Annotated in this window: 17 protein-coding genes and 1 pseudogene; 7 read left to right on the top strand and 11 right to left on the bottom strand. The window is 45.2% G+C overall.

Annotation, left to right across the window (positions count from 1 at the left end; all coding sequences use genetic code 11):
- Positions 1-39: 39 nt before the first annotated feature.
- A complete protein-coding gene (locus tag B5D77_RS11450; protein ID WP_106908855.1) occupies positions 40-237 on the top strand; it encodes a hypothetical protein in 198 nt (65 codons plus the stop codon).
- 106 nt (positions 238-343) lie between these two features.
- On the opposite strand, the gene B5D77_RS11455 is transcribed toward B5D77_RS11450, so the two are convergent.
- The 10 genes from B5D77_RS11455 to B5D77_RS11500 all read right to left on the bottom strand — a co-directional run bounded on the left by B5D77_RS11455 (position 344) and on the right by B5D77_RS11500 (position 9,372).
- The gene (locus B5D77_RS11455) at positions 344-1,291 is read right to left on the bottom strand and encodes a F0F1 ATP synthase subunit gamma (protein ID WP_002763363.1); all 948 of its coding nucleotides are present in this window, start codon (positions 1,289-1,291) and stop codon (positions 344-346) included.
- A gap of 195 nt (positions 1,292-1,486) precedes the next feature.
- Entirely contained in the window at positions 1,487-2,995 is a 1,509-nt protein-coding gene (atpA, locus tag B5D77_RS11460) for a F0F1 ATP synthase subunit alpha (protein ID WP_002750072.1), read from the bottom strand.
- A gap of 68 nt (positions 2,996-3,063) precedes the next feature.
- Positions 3,064-3,612 (bottom strand): ATP synthase F1 subunit delta, encoded by a 549-nt coding sequence (gene atpH, locus B5D77_RS11465; RefSeq protein ID WP_008206934.1) that lies wholly within the window; start codon positions 3,610-3,612, stop codon positions 3,064-3,066.
- Positions 3,613-4,155, bottom strand: coding sequence for a F0F1 ATP synthase subunit B (locus B5D77_RS11470; RefSeq protein ID WP_106908856.1), 543 nt, complete (start codon positions 4,153-4,155; stop codon positions 3,613-3,615).
- Positions 4,156-4,281: 126 nt separating this feature from the next.
- Complete coding sequence (locus tag B5D77_RS11475) at positions 4,282-4,713, bottom strand: F0F1 ATP synthase subunit B' (RefSeq protein ID WP_002740070.1); 432 nt, start codon at positions 4,711-4,713, stop codon at positions 4,282-4,284.
- A 230-nt stretch (positions 4,714-4,943) separates the two neighbouring features.
- Complete coding sequence (gene atpE, locus B5D77_RS11480) at positions 4,944-5,189, bottom strand: ATP synthase F0 subunit C (protein WP_002740068.1); 246 nt, start codon at positions 5,187-5,189, stop codon at positions 4,944-4,946.
- A 230-nt stretch (positions 5,190-5,419) separates the two neighbouring features.
- Entirely contained in the window at positions 5,420-6,169 is a 750-nt protein-coding gene (atpB, locus tag B5D77_RS11485; RefSeq protein ID WP_002739857.1) for a F0F1 ATP synthase subunit A, read from the bottom strand.
- A gap of 57 nt (positions 6,170-6,226) precedes the next feature.
- Positions 6,227-6,589 (bottom strand): ATP synthase subunit I, encoded by a 363-nt coding sequence (locus tag B5D77_RS11490; protein WP_002739749.1) that lies wholly within the window; start codon positions 6,587-6,589, stop codon positions 6,227-6,229.
- 973 nt (positions 6,590-7,562) lie between these two features.
- Complete coding sequence (psbQ, locus tag B5D77_RS11495; protein ID WP_008206935.1) at positions 7,563-8,003, bottom strand: photosystem II protein PsbQ; 441 nt, start codon at positions 8,001-8,003, stop codon at positions 7,563-7,565.
- A 238-nt stretch (positions 8,004-8,241) separates the two neighbouring features.
- A complete protein-coding gene (locus B5D77_RS11500; protein WP_106908857.1) occupies positions 8,242-9,372 on the bottom strand; it encodes an FAD-dependent oxidoreductase in 1,131 nt (376 codons plus the stop codon).
- A 219-nt stretch (positions 9,373-9,591) separates the two neighbouring features.
- Here B5D77_RS11500 and phaA point away from each other — a divergent pair, with 219 nt between their 5' ends.
- From phaA to chlP, 6 genes and pseudogenes are all read left to right on the top strand, one after another.
- The gene (gene phaA, locus B5D77_RS11510; protein ID WP_106908858.1) at positions 9,592-10,782 is read left to right on the top strand and encodes an acetyl-CoA acetyltransferase PhaA; all 1,191 of its coding nucleotides are present in this window, start codon (positions 9,592-9,594) and stop codon (positions 10,780-10,782) included.
- Positions 10,783-10,794: 12 nt separating this feature from the next.
- Positions 10,795-11,511 (top strand): acetoacetyl-CoA reductase PhaB, encoded by a 717-nt coding sequence (phaB, locus tag B5D77_RS11515; protein WP_008206945.1) that lies wholly within the window; start codon positions 10,795-10,797, stop codon positions 11,509-11,511.
- 225 nt (positions 11,512-11,736) lie between these two features.
- Positions 11,737-11,949: pseudogene (locus tag B5D77_RS28075) on the top strand (hypothetical protein).
- Between the two features lie 79 nt (positions 11,950-12,028).
- Positions 12,029-13,024, top strand: a complete 996-nt coding sequence (phaE, locus tag B5D77_RS11525; RefSeq protein ID WP_008206949.1) for a class III poly(R)-hydroxyalkanoic acid synthase subunit PhaE — start codon at positions 12,029-12,031, stop codon at positions 13,022-13,024.
- A gap of 179 nt (positions 13,025-13,203) precedes the next feature.
- Positions 13,204-14,298, top strand: coding sequence for a class III poly(R)-hydroxyalkanoic acid synthase subunit PhaC (locus B5D77_RS11530; RefSeq protein ID WP_008206950.1), 1,095 nt, complete (start codon positions 13,204-13,206; stop codon positions 14,296-14,298).
- Positions 14,299-14,523: 225 nt separating this feature from the next.
- The gene (gene chlP, locus B5D77_RS11535; protein ID WP_008206952.1) at positions 14,524-15,741 is read left to right on the top strand and encodes a geranylgeranyl reductase; all 1,218 of its coding nucleotides are present in this window, start codon (positions 14,524-14,526) and stop codon (positions 15,739-15,741) included.
- A 153-nt stretch (positions 15,742-15,894) separates the two neighbouring features.
- Here the strand turns inward: chlP and B5D77_RS11540 are convergent, their stop codons facing one another.
- Positions 15,895-16,836 (bottom strand): hypothetical protein, encoded by a 942-nt coding sequence (locus B5D77_RS11540; RefSeq protein ID WP_106908859.1) that lies wholly within the window; start codon positions 16,834-16,836, stop codon positions 15,895-15,897.
- Positions 16,837-16,923: the final 87 nt, after the last annotated feature.

Consider the following 16,923-nt stretch of genomic DNA (forward strand, 5'->3'; position numbering starts at 1 on the left):
GTTGGACTGATCCAAAGGCAACCCAATACAGGAGGTCAAATGGCTATTTTCCAATATCAGATTCTTGTAGGAAAGAATGAACCTAATGCTGTGGTCTGGTTTCTGAATGGCAACCAAGTAGGAGGGGATTTGCCACAAATTCTTAATGGTTTGGGCTCTCAAGGTTGGGAAGTCGTTGGTATTGGGGATCTAGGTTTTGATAGTCGCTCTGAGATTGTGCTTAAGAAAACAATCTAATCATCCTTAGGTGTTCTTCGTCCCTACTTTTTCAGCAAGCCCTATATAAAAAAAGGAGTGAAAAAAATCACTCCTACTGATAATCAAAAGAAAAACAGGCTTAAACCTAGAGAGCGTTGGCTCCCGCTACTACTTCTAGCAATTCTTGGGTAATAGCTGCTTGACGCGCTTTGTTGTAGGTACGGCTTAAAGTCCCGATTAACTCGCTGGCGTTTTCGCTGGCGTTGCTCATCGCCGTCATCCGGGCTGCTAATTCACTCGCTGCCGATTCCTGGAGAGCGCGCAGTAATTGGTTATTTAAGTACAAAGGTAGGAGAGAATCGAGGATTTGGACGGGATTCTGCTCAAAAATCATGTCTTGGGGAAAAACCTGCGCCGGTTGGCTGGCCATTTTTTCCCGTTGTACCTTAAATTTTCCTTCTTTAGTCACCAAACGGAAAATCTCGTCATCCTGTACCGCTAAACCTTGGGTAGTTAAAGGTAACAGGGTTTGAATCACCGGAGTGGCACTGATCAGGGAGATAAAACGAGTATAAATTAACTCGACCCGATCGACTGTTTCCGATAAAAATAAGGAAAGCAATTCATCCCCAATCGTGCCAGCTTCATCGGCAGTGGGAATCTGTTCGAGGTTAATAAATTTAGCGGCAATGGGAGCATTCCGGCGCTCAAAATATTGTGCCGCTTTTCGGCCGGCAACCACTAATTGATACTTAATCCCTTGCTCTTTTAATTCATTCATCCGTTGTTCGGCACGACGGATGACGTTAGTATTATAACCGCCACAAAGACCTCGATCGCCTGTCACTACCAACAGAGCCACGGTTTTTACTTCCCGTTGGGCCAGCAGGGGTAAATTAACATCACTAAAGGCTAAACGACCTTGCAGATTATAAAGGACCTGAGCGAGGGCATCGGCAAAAGGACGGGTACAGAGAACTTGTTCTTGGGCGCGGCGCACTTTTGCGGCCGCCACCAGACGCATGGCCTCGGTAATTTTTTTGGTATTTTTGACCGATTGAATTTGGTCGCGAATCGCTTTGAGATTAGGCATAATTCAGTTATCAGTTATCAGTTATCAGTTATCAGTTATCAGTCATCAGTTATCAGATTGGAGTTTTAAGTGAGCAGTATGTGTTAAGTGAGCAGTACTAAATAGCAGTTTCTGGCCATCTTTTCACTGTTTACTGATCACTGTTTACTGGTCACTGATAACTGAAAAGGCTGACAGCTTAAAGCTCACAGAAGTTTACTTGAAAGCCTGTTTGTACTCATTGATGCCATCTTTGAGCAGGCCTTCTGCTTCGTCGTTGAGTTGTTTTTCAGTGCTGACGATCTCAACGTAGCGAGGTTTGCTGGTTTTCAGGTATTCCCGTAAACCGGTGCAGAAATCGATAACTTTATCGGTGGCGATATCGTCGAGATAACCGTTTAAACCGGCATAAACCACCGCCACCTGTTCCCAAACGGAGAGGGGGAAGTTTTGGGGTTGTTTGAGGATTTGACGCAGACGTTGACCGCGAGCCAGTTGTGCTTGGGTGGCCGCATCAAGGTCAGAAGCGAATTGAGCAAAAGCTTCTAATTCGTCAAACTGGGCTAATTCCAGTTTTAATTTACCGGCAACTTTCTTCATCGCTTTCGTTTGGGCTGCCGAACCCACGCGGGATACGGAAATACCAGCGTTAATAGCGGGACGGAAACCAGCGTTAAAGAGGTCGGTGGAGAGGAATATCTGACCGTCAGTAATCGAAATTACATTGGTGGGAATGTAGGCAGAAACGTCACCGGCTTGGGTTTCGATAATCGGCAGGGCGGTCATGCTACCACCACCGAGGGCATCGCTGAGTTTAGCGGCGCGCTCTAGTAAACGGGAGTGGAGATAGAAAACGTCGCCGGGGTAAGCTTCCCGACCGGGAGGACGACGCATGAGCAGGGATAGCTGACGATAAGCTTGAGCCTGCTTGGTGAGGTCATCGTAGATAACTAGGGTCGCTTTGCCTTTATACATGAAGTATTCGGCGATCGAAGCTCCGGTGTAGGGGGCGATATACTGGAGGGTGGCGGGGTCGTTAGCGTTAGCGGCCACCACCACGGTGTAATCCATAGCGCCTCTTTGGGTGAGGGTGTCGATTACTTGGGCGACGGTGGAGGCTTTTTGACCGATGGCGACATAGACACAGATCACGTCTTCGCTTTTCTGGTTAATGATCGTGTCAATGGCGATCGCTGTTTTACCAGTTTTTCTGTCACCGATAATTAACTCCCGTTGACCACGACCGACGGGAATCATGGCATCGATAGCGGTAATGCCGGTTTGCATCGGTTCACAGACGGATTTGCGAGCGACAATACCGGGAGCGGGGGATTCCACCAGACGGGTTTCGCTGGCGAGGATGTCCCCTTTGCCGTCGATGGGACGACCGAGGGCATCAACCACGCGGCCGACTAAGGCTTCACCCACGGGAACCTGAGCGATTTTACCGGTAGCTTTCACCGTACCGCCTTCTTTAATCCCGAAACCGTCACCCATTAACACTGCACCGACGTTATCTTCTTCGAGGTTAAGGGCGATGCCGACGGTTCCATCTTCAAATTCTAATAGTTCTCCCGACATGGCCTGTTGTAGGCCGTAGATGCGGGCAGTACCGTCACCCACTTGCAGGACGGTTCCCACGTTGGAGACCTGTACTTCTTGGTTATAGGATTCGATCTGTTGACGAATAATCGTGCTAATTTCGTCGGGTCTGATAGCTACCATAGTTTAATCTCGGAAAAAGTAAAAAATTAGAAGGTGAAAAAACGGCAAAAAAGGGAGATTAGATGACCTTAGCGCAGGGAGAGGCTGAGGCGTTGTAGTTGACCGCGAATGCTGGCATCAAAGACCTGAGAACCGACTTTGATCACCACACCACCGATGAGGCTGGTATCAACTTTGGTTTTCAGTTCGACCACGTTCGCCCCGGTCAGAGTTTTCACTTTGTCGATGACGATTTGTTTTTGGCTATCGTTCAATTCGGTGGCCGAGGAAACTTCCGCTAAAACGGTGTTAGTCAGCGCTCTGGCCAGGGTGAGATATTGTTGACAAACGGGTTCTAAAAATTGAATCCGACGTTTATCGACCAATAACATCATGAAGTTAGTTAAATAGGGATTGGCACTGCTCCCCATTACTTGGGAAAGAACGGCTTTTTTAGCTTCTTCTTTGATCACGGGATTGCCGATAAAAGCTCTTAGATCGGGGGCATTTTCCAACAATTCTAAGAGGGATTTTATTTCGCCGCCGATCGCTTCTAATTGTCCGCTGCTTTGGGCGACGGAAAGTAATGCCTGGGCGTAGGGTTCGGCAATTTCTGAACTGATTAAACTTCCCTGCATCTATTTACCTCCTAGGTTCGCCAAACTGCGATCAATTAGGGTTTGTTGTACCGATTCTTCCAGGCCGGTGCTTAACTGGGATTCCACGTTAGCTAAGGCTAAAGCGGTAATTCTTTGGCGTAATTCTACTAAAACGCGATCCTGTTCTGCCGAGAGATCTTTAGCGGCACTTTCGCGCATTCTTTGAATATCGAGTTCGGCTTGGGCGGCGATGTCGGCGGTGACAGTTTTAGCTCTAGATCGAGCATTATTGATAATTTTTTCCGCTTCTTGTTTTGCTAGGGCGAGTTTTTTCTGTTCTTCGGCGAGGGCGTTAGCGGCAATATTTTTCCGGTCTTCAGCTTCGGCTAAAGCTTCAGCAATCTTCGACTGACGTTCTCCGAGGATTTGTCCGAGAACTTTGCGGCCGTAGAAGATGACTAAACCGAGCAGAATCGAGAGGTTAAATAGGTTAGTTCCTAGGATATCGGTGTTGATGCCGAATCCTTCTGCTGCCGCTTCCTTCGCCTCCGTGGCTAATAATAAAATTGTGTCGATGATCATGATTATTGAGGGCGGGGAGTAGGTTGTTCAGTTATCAGTTATCAGAGGTAAGTTATCAGTCTTCTAACTCCTGACGACTGAGTGCTATCTTTTTACTGATCACTGTTATTAACCAAGGGCTGGGGTTTAGCGAACGAGTTCGGGGCCGAGGAGTTTTTCGAGAATTTGACGGGAAAGAGAGGCCACTTGTCCTTCTAGAGAACGAAAGGCTTCTTCTTTCTGTTGGGCAATTTCGGCGGCGACGGCTTCCTTACGGGCGATCGCTTCTTTTTGGGCTGCGGCAACTCGTTCGCTGGCTAGTTTTTGGGCCTCAGCTTGCGCTTGGGCGATAATCTCTTGGGATTGTTTACGAGCCGAAGTTAATTGCAATTCGTACTCTTGTACAAGTGCTTCGGTTTTGGCTAGTTGTTCTTTGGCTCCGCCTTCCGTTTGCCGAATATACTCCGCCCGTTCATCTAAAACTTTACTGAGGGGTTTATAAAAAACGGCGTTCAGGATCACTGCCAAAAGAATAAACTGTAGTGCCATCACTGGCAGGGTGGCATCGAAATCAAACATTGATTTATTCCTGATAAATAGAGGCTATAGACAGGTTCAAAAAAGGAATATGATCCCCCTGCTTTAACAATATACAGTCAGGGGGAATCAGTAAAATTCCCTTAATTAGCTATCAGCCTTCCGTCCCAAAAACCAGACTTTTTAGTTAGCTGCTGCGGCGTTTTTTGAGAGTTTTGAAAACTCTGCTGCCAAGCTGGGGACTGGGGGCTGATAGCCCACTGCTTTTTTAATTAGGCGAAGGGGTTAGCGAACAGTAAAACGAGAGCGATAACCAAGCCGTAGATGGTTAAGGATTCCATGAATGCCAAGCTGAGGAGAAGGGTACCACGAATTCTTCCTTCAGCTTCGGGTTGACGGGCGATACCGGAAACAGCTTCTCCAGAAGCGGTACCTTGACCAACACCGGGGCCGATAGCGGCTAAACCAACGGCGAGGGCGGCGGCGATAACGGAAGCGGCAGCTACTGTGGGGTTCATGGTGATTTTTTCCTCTATTTACTAATCAATTTCAATCTGTTGTTTACAGAGCGCGTTCTCAGCCGCAAAAAATGGCTGGTTTTCTGCTCAAAACTCCCGAAAGAGTTTTTGGGAAAGAACGATCCTGGAATTCAGTTGCTCATCCTGAATTCGACCAATAATTTCTTAGTTATTATCCTATTATTTGGACACTTTTCCCTAAGAAATTTTTCTGTTTTCGTCCCTCGCTTTTAAGCGTGTTCTTCTTCGTGTTCCGATTCCAGGGCCTCATGGATATAGGCCCCGGCAAGGGTGGCGAAGACCAGGGCCTGAATAGCGCTGGTAAATAAACCGAGAGCCATCAGGGGTAGGGGTACGACTAGGGGGACAAGGAAGACTAATACGGCTACTACCAACTCATCCGCGAGGATGTTTCCGAAAAGACGGAAGCTGAGGGAGAGGGGTTTGGTAAAGTCTTCTAAAATTTTGATCGGTAATAGCACGGGAATCGGTTCTAGGTAGTGAGCGAAGTAACCGAGTCCTTTTTTACTGATGCCCGCGTAGAAGTAAGCGAGGGAAGTCAGTAGGGCTAACGCCACCGTGGTATTGATGTCGTTAGTGGGGGCGGCTAATTCCCCTTCGGGCAGTTCGATTAACTTCCAAGGAATCAAGGCCCCTAACCAGTTAGAAACGAAAATAAATAAAAATAGGGTGCCGATGAAGGGCAACCAGGGTCGATATTCCTTTTCTCCTAGCTGGTTTTTGGCTAAATCGCGCAGAAATTCGAGAACGTACTCCATCAGGTTTTGAATACCGCTAGGGACTTTCTGGATTTTGCGGGTAGCGGCGATCGAGGCGATGATTAAGATAGCGAAGACGATCCAGGAGACCGCGATCACTTGCCCGTGAATTTTTAGTCCGCCGATGTGCCAGTACCAGTGTTGTCCCACTTCCAGGGAAGCGAGGCTATAAAAATTAAGCACACTTAAACTGTCTAACATTTCTACCTTAGGGAGATTCGGGTTCGCAAATCAGGGTTATTTTAACGGTCAAAGGGGTTAGGAATCGGCTTTCTGCTCCAGCTTGAAGATGGTTTGCAGGGTATAGACGATGATCGCCCCTTTATAGGTCAAAAAACCCAAAAAAACTGGCACTATGTGCAGTTCTTGCCAACGACTGGCGATGATGATTAATCCGGCGAATAGGGCTAATCCTTTTTTGCCCACGCGATTTTTCGTTACCCCCAATTTTTCCACTTCCCCGGCCAGGAGTTTTAGGTAAACAACTCCCACCATTGCCCCTAATAGGTAATTAAGGGCGGTATTGAGGGAATAAAACAGCCACACGGGTATAAAGATCAGACCGCTTAAGATGAGGGTGGTGATCAATAGGGTGTTTTGTAGTTGATAGTATTCCCGCATCGGATCTGACGGCGGGTTGGTTTCTGGGGTTGGGGGAGATTCGATCGATGGGTCAGACAAGGTACACCTAAATCAGCGATAGACTAATCTCAATATCTGGATTGCTTTCCGAGCTATGACGCTCAGGTGAGCCACAAGACATATTATCACGGCAGTGGCAACAATTATTAAGCAATTGTAAATGGTCTTGATTCCCCCCGCTCCCAGCCGTCAGCCGTCAGCTTTTTTCTCCCTCCTCCCCTGCTCCCTTCTCCCCACTGCCCCGACTCCAGCGCGCCCAAGTTCAGCGCTCCCTCTTGCCTGTTCCCTAAAACCAGAGACTTCCTACCTCACCATTAAGATAACTGCTATAACTGTGTTTTTGAGTAGATTTTTTTCTTGTCCCTACTCCTCAGTAAACCCGAACCTGAAGAAAAATTTACCCGTACCCCCTACCCCAAAAGAAAAATTTTTCTCTGGAAAGTTTTTCCGCATCAGGGTTTGATTATTTGAGTGCAAGCTTGCTCAGTTTAACTAATATAATCCTTTGCCCTTGCAGGAGGTAAAAATTTGCTGCTGCTATAAATAAAAGCCTAGAAGTGAGAGAGTAGATAGGCCATCGAGGTGCGGTGGCTGAGTAACTCTTAAAAATATTCCCTTTCTTGCCCAGATTACTTGGTCATAGGTAAGGAAAAAGCTATGAGTGTTGTAGTAGCCAACAATCCCTTAAATACCCTTGAGCAGATTTCTACAACCAGTGGATAACCAAACGAGAGTAAATAGCTGGAATAGTCATCCTGGCAATGGTTAATAAAAAGCAGTTACTTGGGAAAAGGGTAAGGGTTACTATTTTTTTCTCTCTTGATTTTTAAACTCAATACCTATAAATAAAAAAAGTTTTTGTGTGCTTCTCTCTAACAACAATCTCTAGGCAAAAAGCTGGAGATTTTTTTAAAGCTGATAACTAATAACCGATTCTGTCTCCTGATACAAACTAACTGGGAACAATATTTAAGAAAGCATCGAAGTCTTTTAATGCTTCTTGGAATTGAGTAGCAGCGAGACTAGCATCTTTCTCCTTGGCTGCCGCATCGATACGTTCAAAGTGAACGAAAAGATTTTTCGCTAACTGCTTGGCCTTTTCTTGGTCTTTGGGCAGTAAATTACGGGATAATCCTACCATTTCCCGACGCAATTGCCCCAAAGGACCGTGGATATAGGTGCGAGTATCTACCCAATTTTTGTCAGCGATGAGGTCTTGCAAAACGCTCATTTTTTCGCGAAATCCTTCTATGGGTTGGATGTAAACCTGTAACTGTTCGATTTTTTGCGGACTATAGACGGTGGGGATAGTTGCTTGCGGACCACTGCAGCTAACCAGCAGCGTAGTAACTAGGACTAAAACTAGGGAAATAATCGAGCGAAGACGTGGCATTGGTTTATATGTACTATTTAACAAACTATTGACGTTCTCTCCCGATAACTGGTCAAGCTATCGGGACGATTTTTACTTTATCAGGTTGTGGGATTCCCAAATCAGATTTTACTCCCAACGACCTTGACAGTAACTCGGTGCTATTGGACGATAATCAGCAATTTTGCCTCTGATCCCCCCTTAATCCCCCCTTGATAAGGGGGTGTCTGATAATTTTTAACACCTACCTACTTATTGATTACAGCTTAAACTGTTTCATAAAAGCTCGATCGATCCGATCTTTCCATAACCATAATAACGGTGATTGCCACGAAAAACCGCCCCAAGATGCGATCGCTTGTTGGTCTCCTGTCCCGATTAAACTGAGATAATTTTTCTGGGGAAAATAGGGTTTTAATGGCTGATTTTGCAGAATTCTGACTAAATTATCGAACAGAGGTTTACCTTGTCGGACGGCAAAAACTCCCGCTTTCGGACGGGGATAATCTGGAATCGTGGCAATATCTCCCACGGCAAAAATATGGGGATGGGAAAGGGATTGCAGATAATTATTCACTAAAATAAACCCTTTTTCATCTGTCAGTAATCCTGACGCTTTAATCCAACTAGGGGCCGAGGCAGTCGTTACCCAAATTGTATAATCCGTGGGCAAAACTAACCCCGATGAACAGATAATCCGATCTGCTTGCACTGCCGTCACATCCGTTGATAAATATAATCTAATTCCCCTTTGTTTAAAAATATTCTCCAAACGTTGGCCGACCCAATTATTATGGTTCGGTAGTAGTTTTTTTCCTCGATGAATTAGAGACAAATTCAAATTACTGCTAGAGTTGAGAATTTTGGCCAAACGGGACTGCATATTTAAAGCTAATTCGACCCCGCCCGCGCCACCACCAACAATGACGATATTTAAAGGATTATTGGGGTTACTAACCGCTTTTTTCAGGATTTCTTGCCATCCTTCCCGAAAAATCGGCACCGGTTTGGCGGGAATAGCGTACTCTTTAGCACCGATAACATTATCCACTGCTGGGATGCTGCCGATATCGATCGAGAGATAATCAAAGGGAATTGGTGAAGAATTATGACAAATTACTTGACATTTTTCCGTATCTATGGAATCAGCCTTAGCTAAACAGAATTGCGCTTGAGAATACCTAGCTAGAGAAGGTAAATCGATATGAGTTTCGGCAAAATCATAAAAACCGGCGATGTAGCCGGGTAACATTCCCGAATAGGGGGTATGGGTGACATCGCTAATTAAAGTTAATTGAACGTTTTTTAGGGGTGATTGCCCCCAAAGACGAAGGGCGATCGCATGACTATGACCCCCACCGATAAAAACTAGGCGCTTGACTAAATCCATAAAAAAAGGGGATTGCTGCCGGAAAAGTTAAATTCTAATGAATATATCTTCTGACACAGAAATTCTGTTGCAAGATCGAGGGTGGATAGACAAAAACTCAAGGTATCGAGGCCAGGAACTTTTAACCAATGACAGTAAATTGGGATTTTGATCTTTTCGGACTCGATATTCTTAAGCAAATTCTATCTATTATCTTCGCTTCCCAATAGAGAGAAGTCTATGCAAGAAGTTTATATCGTGGCCGCTGTCCGGACTCCAATTGGTCGTTTTGGTGGGGGATTAATGGGATTATCCCCGGCCGATTTAGGGGCAACAGTGATGAAATCTGCCCTAGAAATCGCTAATTTGCCCCCAGAAGCCCTAGATTTGTACATTTTCGGCAATGTTTTGGGATCCGGTCATGGTCAACTCATCCCTCGACAAGCGGCGATTAAAGCGGGAATTCCCGTAAGCGTGGACGGATATCGGGTGGATATGGTTTGTTCTTCGGGAATGATTGCCGTTAGTAACGCTGCCACCTCAATTCGCGCCGGCGAAGCGGATCTCGTCCTCGCCGGTGGCATCGAATCCATGTCCCAAACTGGCTTTTTTCTCTCCCATCGGGCCCGGTGGGGTTATAAATTCCTTATGGGTGCGCCGGAACAATTAACCGACCTATTACTGCACGATGGCCTAACCGATGCTACCACGACTGAGGGCATGGGTTCCCAAGTCGATCGCCTCTGTCTCGATCGCGGGGTTTCTCGGCAAGCATTGGACGAAATTGCCGCCTTATCCCACCAAAGAGCAGCCACAGCCACAGAAAAAGGCTGGTTTAACGGCGAAATCGTGCCAATTGAGCTTAAATCTAAGAAAGGTTCCACAATTATCGCTCAAGATGAGGGTATTCGTTCCGATAGTACCCCAGAAGGTTTAGGAAAACTGCGGCCAGCTTTTAACCCGTCGGGAGTTTTAACCGCAGGCAATAGTAGTCAGATTTCCGATGGGGCTGCCGCTATCCTTTTAGCCAGTCAAAAAGCCGTGGATCAGTACGGTTTAAAACCAATTGCCAAAATCCTCGGCGGCGCTGTGGGTGCTGGCAAAACCGATCGCTTCCCAGAATTCCCCGTCCTAGCGGTGAAAAAATTGCTATCATCTCTAGATAAAACGATCGAAGATTTCGATTTAGTGGAAAATAACGAAGCTTTTGCCTTAAATAATCTGCTTTTTGAGATGGATTTGGGGTTAGCGAGGGAAAAACAAAACGTTCACGGTGGTGCGATCGCCTTGGGTCATCCCATCGGCGCTTCCGGAGCGCGGATTCTGGTGACGTTAATTAATGCGTTGAAAGTACAGGATAAAACCCTCGGTATGGGGGCCATCTGTCATGGGACCGGTGGCGGAACAGCGATCGCAATTGAAAGAGTTTAGGAGGAAAAAGCTATGGTATCTCTGGGACTAGAGGAGAAAGTTATCGTCGTTACCGGCGGAAATCGAGGCATTGGGGCGGCTATTGTCTCTCTTTTGATAGAATTGGGGGCCAAGGTGGCCTACACGGATTTAGCCACCGATAATCCCCAGGGTTTAGGCATTGTCGCCGACGTGACTAAGTTGGAATCCATGGAAGCGGCAGCTCAACAAATTGAAGCGGAATTGGGACCGGTTTACGGCATCGTCGCTAACGCGGGGATTACCAGAGATAACTTTTTCGCTAAATTAACGCCGCTAGATTGGGATTTAGTGATTAATGTCAACCTAAAAGGGGTTAATCACACGATTAAGCCGTTTATTGAGGGAATGTACGAACGACAAGCGGGATCGATCGTTTGTATTAGTTCTATTTCCGGTGATCGCGGTAATGCCGGCCAAACTAATTACGCAGCCACAAAAGCGGCAGTTATCGGTTTAGTCAAATCCTTAGCGCGAGAAGCTGCTCGTTACAATATTCGCGCCAACGCGATTGCGCCGGGGTTTATTAACACGGAAATGACTTTAGCGATTCCCGATAAAGTTCGCGATAAAATCACCGCCGAAATTCCCTGTCGTCGCTTCGGTGAACCCGCAGATATCGCCTGGGCAACTGCTTATTTACTCTCTCCTGTTGCCAGCAGTTATGTCTCTGGAGAAGTCCTCAGAGTTAATGGGGCCCATCACACTTAATCAGTTATCAGTTATCAGTTATCAGTTATCAGTGGGTAAGTTATCAGTTATCTAATTCAAAGATGGAAAATGTGTTTGTTATCGAAAAAATCGGGTCTAAAACCTGGCATTTTAAGGCGAAAAGTTTTTGGAGCGGGGCATAAATCACCATTATAAAAACGGACTCCTGCCCCTTGCCTCCGTTATTTAGTGCCCGTTTAGCTAGTAAATAGGAGAGAAAAAATTATCAATCAGGAGTCTGAAGAAACGGTTAATGACGAGATGAGAACTGAATAGGACTTTTCTGGTGGTATTCGTGGCAAATATTATCAAGCTTATCGACAGGCTAGTAATGTGAGAATTCTCGATCCCGATGTGGCGGAAATTTTTCAAGATTCAGCCTCAGTCAATGAAGCGTTAAGATTACTAGCAAAAATTGCCAAGTCTGGAAAAATATGACTTATCAGTTATTAGTTATCGGGTGTAGGGTGGGTTAGTAAACTAGCGAAATTAGAGTTAAAGGAAAAGGGCAAAAATAATGGATAAACCGACACAAGCTTGGAGTGAGATGGCCGCCGATTACGTCAATCTTTGGACAGAAACCGGGGCAAAAATGTGGTCAAGTTGGTTTGATATGATGGGGGCGATACCGACTCCTATGGGCAATATTAAACCAGAATTACAAGAGGCAACCCAGCGCTATTTTGATAATCGGGATTTGTTGATCAAATTCCTAAAATTATCGGTGGAAGCTTGGGAAAGTATTTTCCCGAAAATGCAAACAGGAGAAAACTGGCAAACAATTTTAGATAATTATACCCAACAGATGCGCGGTCAACTGAATAGTTTTACTGCCACCACTTCCCAGGGTAGTCAAGATGTCAGTCAACTATGGACAATTTACCTGCAACAATTACAAAGTCTCAATCATTTATGGTTCGATCCTTTCGTGCTGTCAAATGACACAATAACCAAAGCTTGGTTAGGTAATACTTCTTCTTTGATCGAACTCAATAATATCTATTGGCAGAAGTTTTATGATGAAACTTTTGGTCAATGGTTACAGATGCCTTTATTAGGATTGCCGCGAGAATTTAACCGCAAATTACTCGATAGTTTTGAAACTTGGCGCGTTCTTTATCAGGCTAGTATTAACTATCAAATTGTGCTGGCTGATATTCAAGTTAAATCCTTTGAAGCTTTAACTAAAAAATTAGTTTTCCTAGCAGAAAAAGGTCAACCTGTCAAGAATTGGCGAGAATTTCAAGATGTGTGGAGTGTAGTCGCTGATGATATTTTTGAAAAGGCTTTTTGTCAACCAGAAAACCTAAAAGTAAGGGGAAAATTTATTAATTCCCTCAATGATTATCGCATCAAACAGCAGGATTTAATGGAAATTTACCTGCGTTCGATGAATCTGCCTACCCGCAGCGAAGTCGATGAAATTCATCGGACTATCTATGAATTACGCAAAGAGGTAAAAAGTCTCAAAAAAGCTTTAGGAGAAAAAAAAGCAGTAGAAAGTAACAATTAGTTAATTGTGCTTGACAATCAGTTATCAGTTATCAGTTATCAGTTATCAGTTATCAGTTATCGGATTGCAGTTTTAAGTATATAGTGTTAGGTGAAAACTTCGGAACTTTCTTTTCACTGATTACTGTTTACTGTTCACTGCTCACTGAAAAATCCCCACTTTTCTAGGAGAATTAAATTATGTGGCCATTTTTGACGCAAGTGAAACTGGAAGACTTTACGCAAGATTATCTAGAATTAACTCAGAAAAATCTCAAAGGTTTAGACAATCTCAAACGAGTTAAAGAAGAAGATATTCAGTGTGGAGTCTCGGAAAAAGAAGCAGTTTATCGGGAAGATAAAATCATTCTCTACCACTTTAAACCCGTGGTTGAAAAACCCTTCGAGATTCCCTTGCTGATGGTTTATGCTTTGGTCAATCGTCCCTACATGGTAGATTTACAGGAAGGGCGTTCTTTAGTGGCCAATCTGCTGAAATTAGGCTTAGATATCTACTTAATTGATTGGGGATATCCCACCAGAAGCGATCGCTGGTTAACCCTTGATGATTATATCAATGGTTATGTCAATAATTGCGTCGATTTTATTCGTCAAAGTCACCATCTCGACAAAATTAATCTGCTAGGAATCTGTCAGGGGGGAACCTTTAGTTTATGCTATAGTTCCCTCTATCCCGATAAGATAAAAAATCTGGTGACAATGGTGACACCGGTGGACTTTTATCAAACCGAGACCCTCTTAAATATGCGCGGGGGGTGTTCCTTGGGGTCCGAAGCATTAGACATCGATTTAATGGTAGATGCTATGGGCAATATCCCGGGAGATTTTCTTAACTTAGAGTTTCTGGAATTGAAACCTTTGCAGTTAGGTTATCAGAAATACCTCGATTTTCCTGACATCATGGAAGACGAATCAAAATTAGTTAATTTTCTGCGTATGGAAAAATGGATTTTTGATAGTCCCGACCAAGCGGGAGAATCCTACCGACAGTTTCTCAAGGATTTCTATCAGCAAAATAAACTGATTAAAGGGGAAGTGATGTTAGGAGATAAACGGGTAGATTTACACAATCTGACCATGCCAATTCTCAATCTTTATGCGGATAAAGATCACCTTGTCCCTCCCGCTTCTTCCCTCGCTTTAGGGAATTATATCGGTACTTCTGACTATACCGCTTGTGCTTTCCCCGTCGGACATATCGGAATGTATGTCAGTGGCAAAGTGCAACGGGATTTACCCCCCGCTATTAGCGATTGGTTGAAAGCAAGAGCTTAACAATCCTAGAAAATATCCCCTTTTCCCAGTTTGGGAGAGGGGTGTAACACAATACAACACATCGATAAAAAAACATCTACGGGCAGTAAAATAAACTTTTGTAACAGAGGATGTTAAGCACTGTTGCAAGATCGGGCAGAATCGGAGAATCTCGTTCCTTTTGGCTAAACCCCTGTGGTACACTGCAAAGCGTACTCGCTCGTAAGTATGTAGGAGAAAACCTGAGTGTTAAGAGTCGCTGTTGTGGGTTCAGGGCCGGCCGGTTCTTCGGCGGCAGAAACATTAGCTAAAGCAGGCATTGAAACCTATTTATTTGAACGCAAATTAGATAATGCTAAACCCTGTGGTGGAGCGATTCCTCTCTGTATGGTGAGCGAATTTGACCTACCTCCTGAAATTATCGATCGCCGGGTGAGAAAAATGAAAATGATCTCCCCCTCTAACGTCGAAGTCGATATTAATCTCGATAATCAAGACGAATATATCGGAATGTGTCGTCGGGAAGTCCTCGACGGTTTTATGAGAGAGCGCGCCCATAAATTAGGAGCGCATTTAATCAACGGAACCGTTTACGGTCTCGACATTCCCACCAATAGCACCGATCCCTATACCCTACACTACGCTGATCACTCCAACGGCAATTCCCAAGGGGAAATGAAATCTCTGAAGGTGGATGTGGTTATCGGTGCCGACGGTGCTAATTCTCGCATTGCTAAAGCTATTGATGCTGGGGATTACAACTATGCGATCGCTTTCCAAGAACGCATCCGTCTTCCCCAAGATAAAATGGCCTACTACGAAGACCTGGCCGAAATGTATGTAGGAAAAGACGTATCCCCCGACTTCTACGCTTGGGTATTCCCCAAATACGATCACGTCGCCGTCGGTACTGGCACAATGAAGGTCAATAAAGCCATGATTAAAGACCTACAAGCTGGTATTCGCGCTCGCGCGGCCCGTCGTCTGGAAGGAGGCGAAATCATCCGGGTGGAGGCTCACCCCATCCCCGAACATCCCCGTCCTCGTCGTGTAGTTGGTCGCGTGGCCCTCGTAGGTGATGCTGCGGGAACAGTTACCAAGTCTTCGGGAGAAGGCATCTATTTCGCCGCTAAATCGGCGCGGATGTGTGCGGAAACCATTGTCGAAGTCACCAACGGCGGCCAACGTATCCCCACAGAGGACGAGTTAAAACTCTACCTCAAGCGTTGGGATAAGAAATACGGTATGACCTATCTGGTATTAGATATTCTGCAACGGGTTTTCTACCGTACCGATGCCACCCGGGAAGCTTTTGTGGAAATGTGTTCCGATAAGGACGTACAGAAGATGACTTTTGACAGTTATCTCTATAAAACCGTTGTTCCCGCTAATCCTCTCGTACAAATGAAGATTACTGCTAAAACCATCGGTTCTCTCCTGCGCGGTAACGCTTTAGCTCCTTAAAATCAATTGATAACTAGAAAACCCAATCTCCGGCGGTGGTTGGGTTTTCTTTTGGGTTGTCCCTTCCTGTCTTCTCTAATTCAAACAAAAATATCGCCTCACCAGCAATCTCTAAGTACCGCCTCACCTCAAATCTAGAGAAATAACGCTCTTTTAATACCATAATTCGGGTATCAGGTCATAATAACCAGCTTGGGGCGGTGGGTAAATACCCGCTTCGATTTTTTCGATAATAGTCGGCCAAGCTTGTCTAAAAGCGGCAGAGCGCTCGTTGGGGTGCAGAGTCCAACCCTTGGCATTGGTGAGAGTGGCGCGATAGTAGTTGCTTTGTTCTAGGGAGCGAGAAACCATAATTTCCCAAGAGTCGAGTTTTCCTTTCCCAGTCACAATATTGCCCCAAGCTTTTAAACCATCGGGTAAATGATCGAGAAAGGTATTTTTATAAGAGCGCCAGAGGGGGGTGATCGGTAAAAGGCGATCGTAGCGACGACAATTAAGTAAATAGGCACGGCTGCCAAAAAATTTAAATTGATAGAATCCGTCGGGATTTTTCGTGCAAGGATGCTGAGAATAAATCGTACCATCGGGCCGGGGTGGGCCGGACAAAGGACGCACAAACATCATTTCTGGATGGGTTTCCATCAACTCAATCCCCTCGCGGATCCAACTGTAATCCTGTTCTTGATAGAGCATCATGTCACTGTCATAATGGACCATATAATCGCTGCGACATGACTCGATTTTGAAGATCGAGCCGAAAATCGGATAACCTTTGTAGTTATGGGTGGAACGGAGGGGACTGCCGAAATGCTTTTGATAGATACGCTGACGATAGCTGGGATCGTAGTTAAAATCCACTAGGCGATCGATTATGCCTTCTTTAACTAATTTTTCAGCACAGGCTCTTAATTCCTCCATTGTACCCAGTCCGGGGCGATTAACCTTTTCCCCGCTTAAGGAGGCCGTGTCAATAGCGAGTACCTTTTCCTGGAAGGGAAACTGACTCATTTTGACTAGATGGGGAATAGTGTTCATCATAAACCAGACATCGGTTCGCGCCGTAAAAAACCAGAGCGAACAACTTGGCAATCCCATTTTGTATAAACCTCACTTTTGTTTGGGTCTTAAATGGGATACATTATAGGGTAATCTTCTAGACAAGTTGACACAATTCCTGATTAA

The organism is Microcystis sp. MC19 (assembly GCF_003019735.1).
In the GTDB taxonomy this organism is placed as follows: Bacteria; Cyanobacteriota; Cyanobacteriia; order Cyanobacteriales; family Microcystaceae; genus Microcystis.

What these genes read in the sequence shown, in the direction of transcription:
- B5D77_RS11450 (WP_106908855.1), top strand. Translation starts at nt 40, where the DNA reads ATGGCTATTTTCCAATATCAGATTCTTGTAGGAAAGAATGAACCTAAT.
- B5D77_RS11490 (WP_002739749.1), bottom strand. Translation starts at nt 6,589, where the DNA reads ATGCGGGAATACTATCAACTACAAAACACCCTATTGATCACCACCCTC.
- B5D77_RS11470 (WP_106908856.1), bottom strand. Translation starts at nt 4,155, where the DNA reads ATGATCATCGACACAATTTTATTATTAGCCACGGAGGCGAAGGAAGCG.
- atpB (WP_002739857.1), bottom strand. Translation starts at nt 6,169, where the DNA reads ATGTTAGACAGTTTAAGTGTGCTTAATTTTTATAGCCTCGCTTCCCTG.
- B5D77_RS11500 (WP_106908857.1), bottom strand. Translation starts at nt 9,372, where the DNA reads ATGGATTTAGTCAAGCGCCTAGTTTTTATCGGTGGGGGTCATAGTCAT.
- atpH (WP_008206934.1), bottom strand. Translation starts at nt 3,612, where the DNA reads ATGCAGGGAAGTTTAATCAGTTCAGAAATTGCCGAACCCTACGCCCAG.
- B5D77_RS11540 (WP_106908859.1), bottom strand. Translation starts at nt 16,836, where the DNA reads ATGGGATTGCCAAGTTGTTCGCTCTGGTTTTTTACGGCGCGAACCGAT.
- phaB (WP_008206945.1), top strand. Translation starts at nt 10,795, where the DNA reads ATGGTATCTCTGGGACTAGAGGAGAAAGTTATCGTCGTTACCGGCGGA.
- atpE (WP_002740068.1), bottom strand. Translation starts at nt 5,189, where the DNA reads ATGAACCCCACAGTAGCTGCCGCTTCCGTTATCGCCGCCGCCCTCGCC.
- B5D77_RS11455 (WP_002763363.1), bottom strand. Translation starts at nt 1,291, where the DNA reads ATGCCTAATCTCAAAGCGATTCGCGACCAAATTCAATCGGTCAAAAAT.
- atpA (WP_002750072.1), bottom strand. Translation starts at nt 2,995, where the DNA reads ATGGTAGCTATCAGACCCGACGAAATTAGCACGATTATTCGTCAACAG.
- phaA (WP_106908858.1), top strand. Translation starts at nt 9,592, where the DNA reads ATGCAAGAAGTTTATATCGTGGCCGCTGTCCGGACTCCAATTGGTCGT.
- phaE (WP_008206949.1), top strand. Translation starts at nt 12,029, where the DNA reads ATGGATAAACCGACACAAGCTTGGAGTGAGATGGCCGCCGATTACGTC.
- B5D77_RS11530 (WP_008206950.1), top strand. Translation starts at nt 13,204, where the DNA reads ATGTGGCCATTTTTGACGCAAGTGAAACTGGAAGACTTTACGCAAGAT.
- psbQ (WP_008206935.1), bottom strand. Translation starts at nt 8,003, where the DNA reads ATGCCACGTCTTCGCTCGATTATTTCCCTAGTTTTAGTCCTAGTTACT.
- B5D77_RS11475 (WP_002740070.1), bottom strand. Translation starts at nt 4,713, where the DNA reads ATGTTTGATTTCGATGCCACCCTGCCAGTGATGGCACTACAGTTTATT.